The 9255-nt window shown below is 51.9% G+C and carries 9 protein-coding genes; 7 read left to right on the forward strand and 2 right to left on the reverse strand.

Features of this window, described 5'->3' with window-relative positions; all coding sequences use genetic code 11:
• Positions 1-34: 34 nt before the first annotated feature.
• From ACLB09_RS25195 to mgrA, 3 genes are all read left to right on the forward strand, one after another.
• The gene (locus tag ACLB09_RS25195) at positions 35-829 is read left to right on the forward strand and encodes an HAD family hydrolase (RefSeq protein WP_410772580.1); all 795 of its coding nucleotides are present in this window, start codon (positions 35-37) and stop codon (positions 827-829) included.
• Position 830: 1 nt separating this feature from the next.
• A complete protein-coding gene (locus ACLB09_RS25200; RefSeq protein WP_410772568.1) occupies positions 831-1610 on the forward strand; it encodes an NAD-dependent protein deacylase in 780 nt (259 codons plus the stop codon).
• 96 nt (positions 1611-1706) lie between these two features.
• Positions 1707-2714 carry an L-glyceraldehyde 3-phosphate reductase gene (gene mgrA / locus ACLB09_RS25205; RefSeq protein WP_410772569.1) on the forward strand — a complete coding sequence of 336 codons (1008 nt, stop codon included), beginning with the start codon at positions 1707-1709 and terminating at the stop codon, positions 2712-2714.
• Between the two features lie 55 nt (positions 2715-2769).
• Here mgrA and ACLB09_RS25210 read toward each other — a convergent pair whose 3' ends face one another.
• A complete protein-coding gene (locus ACLB09_RS25210; protein ID WP_410772570.1) occupies positions 2770-3648 on the reverse strand; it encodes an AraC family transcriptional regulator in 879 nt (292 codons plus the stop codon).
• 133 nt (positions 3649-3781) lie between these two features.
• Between ACLB09_RS25210 and ACLB09_RS25215 the strand changes: the two genes are divergently transcribed.
• The 4 genes from ACLB09_RS25215 (at position 3782) to ACLB09_RS25230 (ending at position 8477) form a co-directional block, all read left to right on the forward strand.
• Positions 3782-4960 carry a galactokinase gene (locus ACLB09_RS25215; protein WP_410772571.1) on the forward strand — a complete coding sequence of 393 codons (1179 nt, stop codon included), beginning with the start codon at positions 3782-3784 and terminating at the stop codon, positions 4958-4960.
• A gap of 2 nt (positions 4961-4962) precedes the next feature.
• Positions 4963-5952, forward strand: coding sequence for a UDP-glucose 4-epimerase GalE (galE, locus tag ACLB09_RS25220; protein ID WP_410772572.1), 990 nt, complete (start codon positions 4963-4965; stop codon positions 5950-5952).
• A 13-nt stretch (positions 5953-5965) separates the two neighbouring features.
• The gene (locus ACLB09_RS25225) at positions 5966-7567 is read left to right on the forward strand and encodes a UDP-glucose--hexose-1-phosphate uridylyltransferase (RefSeq protein ID WP_410772573.1); all 1602 of its coding nucleotides are present in this window, start codon (positions 5966-5968) and stop codon (positions 7565-7567) included.
• A 754-nt stretch (positions 7568-8321) separates the two neighbouring features.
• Positions 8322-8477, forward strand: coding sequence for a hypothetical protein (locus tag ACLB09_RS25230; RefSeq protein WP_410772574.1), 156 nt, complete (start codon positions 8322-8324; stop codon positions 8475-8477).
• A gap of 572 nt (positions 8478-9049) precedes the next feature.
• Here the strand turns inward: ACLB09_RS25230 and ACLB09_RS25235 are convergent.
• Positions 9050-9255 (reverse strand): IS3 family transposase (locus ACLB09_RS25235; RefSeq protein WP_410770042.1); only part of this gene is annotated, 206 nt, incomplete at its 5' end.

The following is a 9255-nucleotide window of genomic DNA, read 5'->3' on the forward strand; positions in this document are numbered from 1 at the left end:
CTTATAGAAGAATTTCAACTCGGGAGGTGCCATGATGCCCGGAATACATATAAATGAGACTTTTGTTCCGTGCCGGGGAATTTTGTTTGATAAAGACGGAACCCTGCTTGATTTTATGCAGCTTTGGGGTGATTGGGCGAACACCCTTACGGAACTCCTGGAGGGACATCTGGCCGTGCTTGGCGCCGGGCTTCCCGTCGAGAAATCCAGATTGATCGGACTGCGCTACGATCAGGATGGTCAAGTCGAAGGGTACGATAAAACCGGTCCGCTTGCCATGGGAACGGAAGAAGAAGTAACCGCGCTCCTGGCTTGGCAGCTATATATCGCCGGCGTGCCCTGGAATGAAGCCGTGGTCCAAGTCCGCCAGTTCAGTGCATCCGCGATGGTGGAGGTGGAGAAGCGGCGCGGCGCTCTGCCGATCCCCGGACTGGAGAAATTTCTGGCCGCCTGCCAGGATGCCGGAATTGAACTTGGCGTAGTTACTTCGGACACAACGCCAGAGGCGATCAAACATCTGGAGTGGCTCGGAATTCGCGACTATTTCAATAGCGTAGTGGGTCGGGATCGCGTGGTTAAGGGAAAACCCGATCCCGAAATGGCGATTTTGGCGATGCATGAATTGGGCGTTACCCCGGAGGAGTGCATCGTCTTCGGAGACAGCAATGCCGATATGGCGATGGGCAAGCAGGCAGGGCTTTATCGGAAGGTCGGAATCGCGCCGGACGGCGGTGGAGCCTCTTATTTGCTGGATGCCGACGTCATTGTTCCCGGATATGAAAATTTGACCGCAGCGTTTGAAGGGACCGAACATAAGGGAGGAATTTGAGATGGCAGACATGGAAATGTCGATATCCCATGCGAAAACATTGGCCGAATGGATGAAGGATAGCCGGAATATCGTATTTTTCGGCGGAGCAGGCATCTCCACGGAGAGCGGGATCCCCGATTTTCGTTCCGCGGCGGGGATCTACCAGGCTGAGAAAGAATCGCCGTACGCTCCGGAGGAAATATTAAGCCGGCCGTTTTTTAATCGTCATCCCGAAGTTTTCTTTGATTTCTATAAATCGAAAATGATTCATCCGGAAGCAAAGCCGAACCCGGCTCATCTCTTGTTGTCCGACTTGGAAAAGGAAGGGCGGCTGCAAGCCGTAGTCACGCAAAACATCGACGGCTTGCACCAAATGGCGGGCAGCAGCAAGGTGCTGGAATTGCATGGCTCGATTCACCGCAACTATTGCATGGACTGCCGGAGCTTTCATACGCTGGATGAGGTGATGAACAGCCCGGAGGCGGTTCCGCATTGCAAAGCCTGCGGCGGGGTCGTGAAACCCGATGTCGTCCTTTACGGCGAGAGTCTGGATGAAGTCACTATAGAGGATACGGTCAGGGCGATCGCGGAAGCTGACCTGCTGCTGATCGGAGGCACTTCCCTCACGGTGCAGCCTGCCGCATCGCTGATCACATATTTCAGGGGAAGCCGGACCGTGCTGCTCAATGCTTCCTCAACCTCGTATGATTCCAGGGCGGATTTGCATATTAAAGAACCGATCGGCAGGGTAATGAAGGAAACGGGAGCGTGGCTCCGCCTCATGGAAAGCGGTTCATGACGGGAGCATGAACAAGAAAACGGTTTCTTGCCAAAGATATTTGAACGAGCTATGATGTGTCTCAAAGACATTTCACTTCAGGAAGGATGGGAAAACATGGTTTATACCGCTAGCGATGATCGTTACGAAACTATGAAATATAACCGGGTAGGGCGTTCGGGTTTGAAGCTTCCGGCGATATCACTCGGTCTTTGGCATAATTTCGGAGGCGTCAATACGTTTGAAAACGGCCGCGAAATGCTGCGCCGTGCTTTTGACCTGGGGATTACCCATTTTGATCTGGCCAATAACTACGGGCCTCCCGCGGGCTCGGCGGAAGAAATGTTCGGACAGGTGTTGAAAAAGGATTTCGCTCCGTACCGGGATGAAATGGTGATTTCCACGAAAGCCGGTTATTATATGTGGCCGGGGCCTTACGGAGAATGGGGTTCCCGGAAATACCTGATATCCAGTCTGGATCAAAGTTTGAAGCGGATGGGACTCGATTATGTGGATATTTTTTATTCGCACCGTCCGGACCCGGAAACTCCGCTCGAAGAAACGATGATGGCGCTCGATCAGGTCGTGCGCTCGGGCAAAGCGCTGTACGTAGGCATTTCCAGTTACTCTGCTGAGCAGACTGCCGAGGCTGTCGCCATCCTGAAACAACTCGGCACCCCGCTGCTCATTCATCAGCCAAGCTATTCCATGCTTGAACGCTGGATCGAGAACGGATTGCAGGACGTTTTGGAAGAGAACGGCGTCGGCAGTATTGCTTTCTGTCCGCTGGCCCAAGGATTGCTGACGAACAAATATTTGAACGGCATTCCGGATGATTCCCGGGCCAAGAGCTCGACGGGGTTCTTGAAGGAAGAACAAATTACGCCGGAAACGCTGCGGAAAGTCCGTGCGTTGAATCAAATGGCGGCGGCCCGCGGCCAAAGCCTGGCGCAGTTTGCGCTCGCTTGGGTGCTGCGCGGCGGCAAAGTGACCTCAGCCCTGATCGGCGCCAGCCGGGTCAGCCAAATCGAGGAGAACGTGCAAGCGCTCAGTAAGCTGGATTTCACGGATGAAGAGCTGGCCCGCATCGAAACGATTTTGAATACGAACGGAGATCACCAATAATATAGGAAGACCGTGTCGATCGGCCTTCAAGCGAGCGGCACCCCTATATCCGGAGCTATGGAGTAGGGGTGTTTTTGCGATTAGAGCGACCGGATGCGTTTTTCCGATACTCGCTTGGCGATTCGCCATGAAAGCGGCGGAACTGGCGGGAGAAATACAAGGCATCCGCCAGGCCGACGGAGGCGGCGATTTGCTCGATCGACAGCTCGGGGCGCTCGCGGAGCAGCTGGCGCGATTTGTCGATTCTCAGTTTCAGCAAGTAGGTGACGGGGGTAAGCCCCGTTTCTTTTTTGAAAATCCGCGATAAATACGCGCGGTTGTACCCGAGACTCGAACACATTTGCTCGATCGACATAGGATGCGCATATTGACTGGACATATAGTGGATCATTTGCTTGACGATGCGCTGCACTCCCGTTTCACCTGCCGGAAAGGCAAACTCCCTTACCAGGGTGTCTTCCGCTTCGGCCATGACAAGATGCAGGCATCCGAGCGAGGCCAGATGGGAGCTCGGTTTCTTACTGCGGAATGCTTGAAGCACCGACTCGAGCAGACCGGGAATCCGGCTGTCACCGCCGGGCCGGAACACCGGAAGCTGCGGGGTGAACCCCGCGCGCTGAATCAGGTCATGCGCCTTGGCTCCGGTAAACGCGATCCAGCGGTAACGCCAAGGCTCGCTGTTGTCGGAAGCGTAGCTGACGAGCTGATCGGGCTGGATCAGGAAGCAGTCGCCCTGACTGAGATCATAATGGGCGAATTCCGTCCGGAAGCTTCCTTTTCCTTGTTCGACGAAATGAAGCAGGAAGTAATCGTAGACTTTAGGTCCGAGGCGGTGATCCGCTTGAGTCTGACTTTCGCCGGCGAACAGGACATGCAGGTCACTGACTCCATAAACTTCCGGATTGGCTGCCGCGCTATACGTTTCTTGGGTCATAAGAGAGACTCCTTTACCAAAGGGTGGTCACATTTATCCATATTATTCTCGCATAGATGCATTATCAAAAACAATGCTTTTTCTTATACTAGGTACAAGAACTTAAGATTCCATGAAGATGGGGTGTATGCTAATGAAAAAACAGGAAATGGAACAATTGTTTATATCACGTTGCGGGAAAAGCGGAGAAACCGTACGAATCTTCAATGCGCCGGGCCGCGTCAATCTGATCGGCGAGCATATCGATTACAACGGCGGTTATGTGCTGCCGGCCGCCCTGGAATTCGGAACAACGGTTGCCGTCCGGAAACGCGACGATAAGAAAGTAACATTTGCATCAACCAATTTGCCTTACACGGCCGAAATCGGACTGGATGAATTGGGCAAAGCCAAAACGGAAGAGTGGGTCGATTATCCGGTAGGCGTGATCGTGGAGCTTGGCAAAAAAGGAGTTTCGCTCACGAGCGGATATGATCTGCTTTTTCACGGTGAAATTCCGAATGGAGCGGGTCTTTCTTCTTCGGCTTCCATTGAAGTAGTAACTGCCTACGCGCTGCTCTCCATGGAAGGCCAGCCTACGGATAAAGTCGAAATCGCGGTTCTTTCGCAAAAAGCGGAAAACCTCTATGTCGGCGTGAACAGCGGAATTATGGACCAGTTCGCCGTATCGAACGGGGCCGAGGATCATGCGATTCTGCTCATGTGCGATACGCTGGAGTATAAACTTGTGCCGTTCAAGACCGGGGCGTACAAGTTGGTGATCGGCAATACAAACAAGCGCAGAGGACTGGTGGATTCCAAATATAATGAACGCCGGGAACAGTGCGACGCGGCGCTTCGGATCGTGCAGCAGGAAGAACCTCAGATCCAGTATCTGGCTCATCTCTCGCCGGAACGTTTTGAACAACTCAAAGGCAAATTCAGTGATGAAGTGCTGCTTCGGCGTGCAACTCATGTAGTGGAAGAGAACGCCCGCGTGCTGAAATCGGTAGATGCGCTTAGCGCGAACAATTTGGTGTTATTCGGAAAGTTGATGAACGCCTCTCACGATTCCCTGCGCGATCTGTATGAAGTAAGCTGCATGGAACTGGATGTCATGGTCGAGGAAGCCCGCAAGATCGAAGGTACGCTTGGCGCGCGGATGACCGGAGCCGGGTTTGGCGGCTGTACGGTATCCCTCGTTCATGAAGATGCTGTGGATCGCTTTGTATCGGAGGTAGGCGCGGCTTACAAGGAACGTACCGGCCTGGAAGGCGAGTTTTATGTGTGCGGCGTAGGCAATGGAGTCCATGAAGTGAAAGGGGAGAACTGAGCATGGCGATTTTAGTGACTGGCGGAGCCGGATATATCGGTTCCCATACGGTAGCGGAACTGCTGGACAAAGGCAAGGAAGTCGTAGTCATCGACAATCTGCAATCCGGGCACAGAGGGGCTCTGCTTGGCGGGAAGTTGTATGAAGGGGATTTGCGGGATAAAGAACTGCTCGCCAAGCTTTTTGCCGAAAATGAAATCGAAGCGGTGATTCATTTTGCCGCCAACTCCCTGGTCGGCGAAAGCATGCAAAATCCGGTGAAATACTACGACAACAACGTGTTTGGAACGCTCTGCCTGCTGGAAGCGATGGATGCCGCGAATGTGCGGAAAATCGTCTTTTCCTCCACGGCGGCGACCTACGGCGAGCCGGATAAGGTGCCGATTGAAGAGACCGATCCTACGCAACCTACGAATGTATATGGAGAAACGAAGTTGACGATGGAACGGATGATGGCCTGGTTTGATAAGGTGCTGGGCATCAAATACGTGGCTCTCCGTTATTTTAATGCCGCAGGGGCTCATGAAAGCGGGAAGATCGGCGAGGATCACAATCCGGAAAGCCACTTGATTCCGCTAATCCTGCAAACGGCGTTGGGACAACGGGATTCGATCAAGGTGTTCGGCGATGACTACAACACGCCGGACGGAACTTGCGTCCGCGACTATATCCATGTCGGCGATCTGGCGGATGCCCACCTGCGTGCAGTGGAGTACTTGATCGGGGGCGGGGACAGCAATGTGTTCAATCTCGGCAACGGTCAAGGTTTCTCGGTCAAAGAGGTTATCGCCAAGGTCAAAGAAGTTACCGGCCGCGATTTTCCTGTCGTCCTTAGCCCGCGGCGCGAGGGGGACCCTGCCGTTTTGATTGCATCTTCCCATAAAGCGAGAACCGTGCTCGGATGGCAGCCTGCCCGCAACAAATTGGACGACATTATCCGCAGCGCCTGGGAGTGGCATCTCCATCATCCTGACGGCTATGGTGACAACTAAGGAGTGAAGAATAGTGGAAGCTGAAGCAAACCATAACAGACAAAATGCACAGCATGCGATAGAACGGCTGACTCACTATGCTTTGCAGCAAGGGCTGATTGACTGGTGGGACCTTGATTATTCCCGAAACCGGCTGTTGGAGTTGTTCGGGTTTGACGAGCCGTTCGCGGGTGAAACCGAAGAGGAAGTATTGACTGGGCCGCAGCAGCCGCTGAACGTATTGATCGACTACGGCGTTGAAATCGGCTTGATTCCGGAGGATACGGATACTTACCGCGATTTGCTGGACGCCCGCATTATGGGGCTTTTGATGCCGCGTCCCTCGGAAACGATTGCCAAATTCGGTAAAACGGTGGAGAATGGCGGCATTCAGGCGGCTACGGACGAGTTTTATAAGCTGTCCGTTGACAGCAACTATATCCGGATGGACCGGGTTGCGCAAAATATTTACTGGAACCAGCCGACTTCTTTCGGAGACATGGAAATCACGATTAACCTTTCCAAACCGGAAAAAAATCCGAAGGAAATCGCGATGGCCAAGCTGCTTCCTCCTCCGGTATATCCGAAGTGCCAGCTGTGCCGGGAAAATGTGGGCTATGCAGGACGGATCAATCACCCCGCCCGGCAAAATCTGCGGGTTATCCCGCTCGAGTTGAACGGGGAACCGTGGTTTTTCCAATACTCGCCTTACGTGTATTACAATGAACACTGCATTGTGTTCCATCATGATCACGTGCCGATGAAGCTAACGAAGCTGACCTTTAAGCGTCTGCTTGATTTTACCGGAAGGTTCCCGCATTATTTTATCGGCTCCAATGCGGATTTGCCGATCGTAGGCGGCTCCATTTTGACACATGACCACTTCCAAGGTGGACGGCACACGTTCCCGCTGGAAAAAGCGCCGATCGAAGCGGTGTTCAGTCATCCGGAATTCGCCGGAGTGACGGCGAGCCTTGTGCATTGGCCGATGTCGGTGCTGCGGCTTAAAGGGCAGGATCCCGACGTGATGCTGGAGGCCGCGGACGATTTGTACGAGAAGTGGAAAGCTTATAGCGATCCTGCAGCGGATGTGCTGGCCTTTAGCGAGGATGCCGAAGGCTCCAGCGAACCCGTACCGCACAACACGGTGACGCCGATCGTCCGGCGGAGCACGGACGGCGGGTACGAAGTGGATATCGTGCTGCGCAACAACCGTACCAATGAGCAGCATCCCGAGGGGATATTCCATCCCCACCGGGAAATGCACCACATCAAGAAAGAGAATATCGGCTTGATCGAAGTGATGGGCCTCGCAATTCTGCCTGGCCGCCTGAAACAGGAACTAGCCGATATTGCCGGCATACTGAGCGGCGATACCGGATTGTACGAAGCGACCGTTTCGAATCCGCAGGGCGACAGCCCGCTGGCTGTGCACGCCGACTGGATCCGTGAACTGGTTGACCGGCACGGCATGAAGCTGGAGCGCGAGCAAGCCGACGCGCTGCTCAAAGAAGAAGTAGGCCGCAAGTTTGCGGAGATTCTGGGCCACGCCGGCGTCTTTAAGGTAAACGAAGCCGGACGCGAAGCGTTCCGTCGTTTCGTCGGCGCTGCCGGTTATCAAGAGCTGTCCTCCTAAGGGGGACGGCTTTTTTGTTTATTGGCCGGCAGCCTTAGCCGTTGAGGCTTGAAACGAGTTTCATTGGATTTTTCCAATGAGAGAGCGCAACCAAAGGAGGTTGCGACGGCTTGATTAAATAATTCCATTCAAAAACTCCTAAACGAGCAAACCGCATCATCTTTTGCCGACATTCATTGGAATTATCCAATGAGATCGCCATGATGGGAATGAAGTTGTCGTTCCTGTTGGATATATCCAACAGGAAACCCGATCCCTACTTAGCTTCCAGTTCGCAATTTCGGCAGAAGGTCCAGGGTATTAAATTAGCTAAAGTAATAACAGGAGCATGTGTAACTAACGTGTTCTTAAGTGACTGAAGTGACTAAAGTGACTAAAGTGACTGAAGTGACTAAAGAGACTAAAGTGAATAAAGTGACTAAAGTGAATAAAGTGCAAAGTATGCAGAGTGGGCGAAGTGTCGAAAGTAGAAAAGTGCCGCCAGTGTCTGTCTGAAGTAACCAGAGTGGACCCAAGCACCGTAGTGACCCAGTGTGACCAATGTACCGAGAGTGCCAAAGTGTCGTGTTTAAAGTAACCAAAGTGGACAAAGCAACCGTAGTGACTTGGAGTGACCCAAGTGCCGAGAGTACTCAAAGTGTCGTGTCTGAAGTAACCAGAGTGGACGAGTAACCGTAGTGACCTGGAGTAATCAAAGTGCCGAGAATGCTCAAAGTGTCGTGTCTAAGTAACCAGAGTGGTTGAAGTAACCGTAGTGACCCGAAGTAACCAAAGTGCCGAGAGTACTCAAAGTGTCGTGTTTGAAGTAACCAAAGTGGACAAAGCAACCGTAGTGACCTGGAGTGACCCAAGTGCCGAGAGTGCTCAAAGTGTCGTGTTTGAAGTAACCAAAGTGGACGAGCAACCGTAGTGACCTGGAGTAATCAAAGTGCCGAGAATGCTCAAAGTGTTGTGTCTAAGTAACTAGAGTGGTTGAAGTAACCGTAGTGACCCGAAGTAACCAAAGTGCCGAGAGTGCTCAAAGTGTTGTGTCTAAGTAACTAGAGTGGTTGAAGTAACCGTAGTGACCCGAAGTAACCAAAGTGCCGAGAGTGCTCAAAGTGTCGTGTCTAAAGTAACCAGAGTGGTTGAAGTAACCAAATAATCCGAAGTACTCCACAATCAAAGTAAAATCGATGTAACCAAAACATCCCGGCCCTAACCCCTCTAATTCAAGTTGAATCTCGCAGTATCAGCTATGCTTGATTGGGGAATTTCCAATCATTTGGTGCTTTTTCCTAGTGGATAGGGTGATTGATTGGAGAAAATCCAATGAACTTCATGATCGGAACAGCTAATTTGGGGAATTTGGCAATTCACTCATCCTAACGGTTGGAAAAAATCCAATCGGTCTCGATATTTTAACTCGAATAGAGGGTTTTGTTGGAAAATATCCAATGAAGCTGGCATGAGTGGACTTACGTCAATAAAGTAGACACTCCGTTATGAAATCTGGAGTTTCTCGTAATAGGCTTTTTCAAACCAGTATGGGGATTTGTAGTTTAATGTGGAGTGTATGCGAATTCGATTGTACTCCAGTTCAATATAGGTTTGAATGGCCTCGTAGGCTTGTTTGCGTGTATGAAATTTTGTTTGGTACACAAGTTCTTTCTTTAAAATGCTGTGAAACGACTCAATGCAGGCATTAT

The organism is Fontibacillus forbon (assembly GCF_046559655.1).
In the GTDB taxonomy this organism is placed as follows: Bacteria; Bacillota; Bacilli; order Paenibacillales; family Paenibacillaceae; genus Fontibacillus.

What these genes read in the sequence shown, in the direction of transcription:
- ACLB09_RS25195 (WP_410772580.1), top strand. Translation starts at nt 35, where the DNA reads ATGCCCGGAATACATATAAATGAGACTTTTGTTCCGTGCCGGGGAATT.
- ACLB09_RS25200 (WP_410772568.1), top strand. Translation starts at nt 831, where the DNA reads ATGGCAGACATGGAAATGTCGATATCCCATGCGAAAACATTGGCCGAA.
- mgrA (WP_410772569.1), top strand. Translation starts at nt 1,707, where the DNA reads ATGGTTTATACCGCTAGCGATGATCGTTACGAAACTATGAAATATAAC.
- ACLB09_RS25210 (WP_410772570.1), bottom strand. Translation starts at nt 3,648, where the DNA reads ATGACCCAAGAAACGTATAGCGCGGCAGCCAATCCGGAAGTTTATGGA.
- ACLB09_RS25215 (WP_410772571.1), top strand. Translation starts at nt 3,782, where the DNA reads ATGAAAAAACAGGAAATGGAACAATTGTTTATATCACGTTGCGGGAAA.
- galE (WP_410772572.1), top strand. Translation starts at nt 4,963, where the DNA reads ATGGCGATTTTAGTGACTGGCGGAGCCGGATATATCGGTTCCCATACG.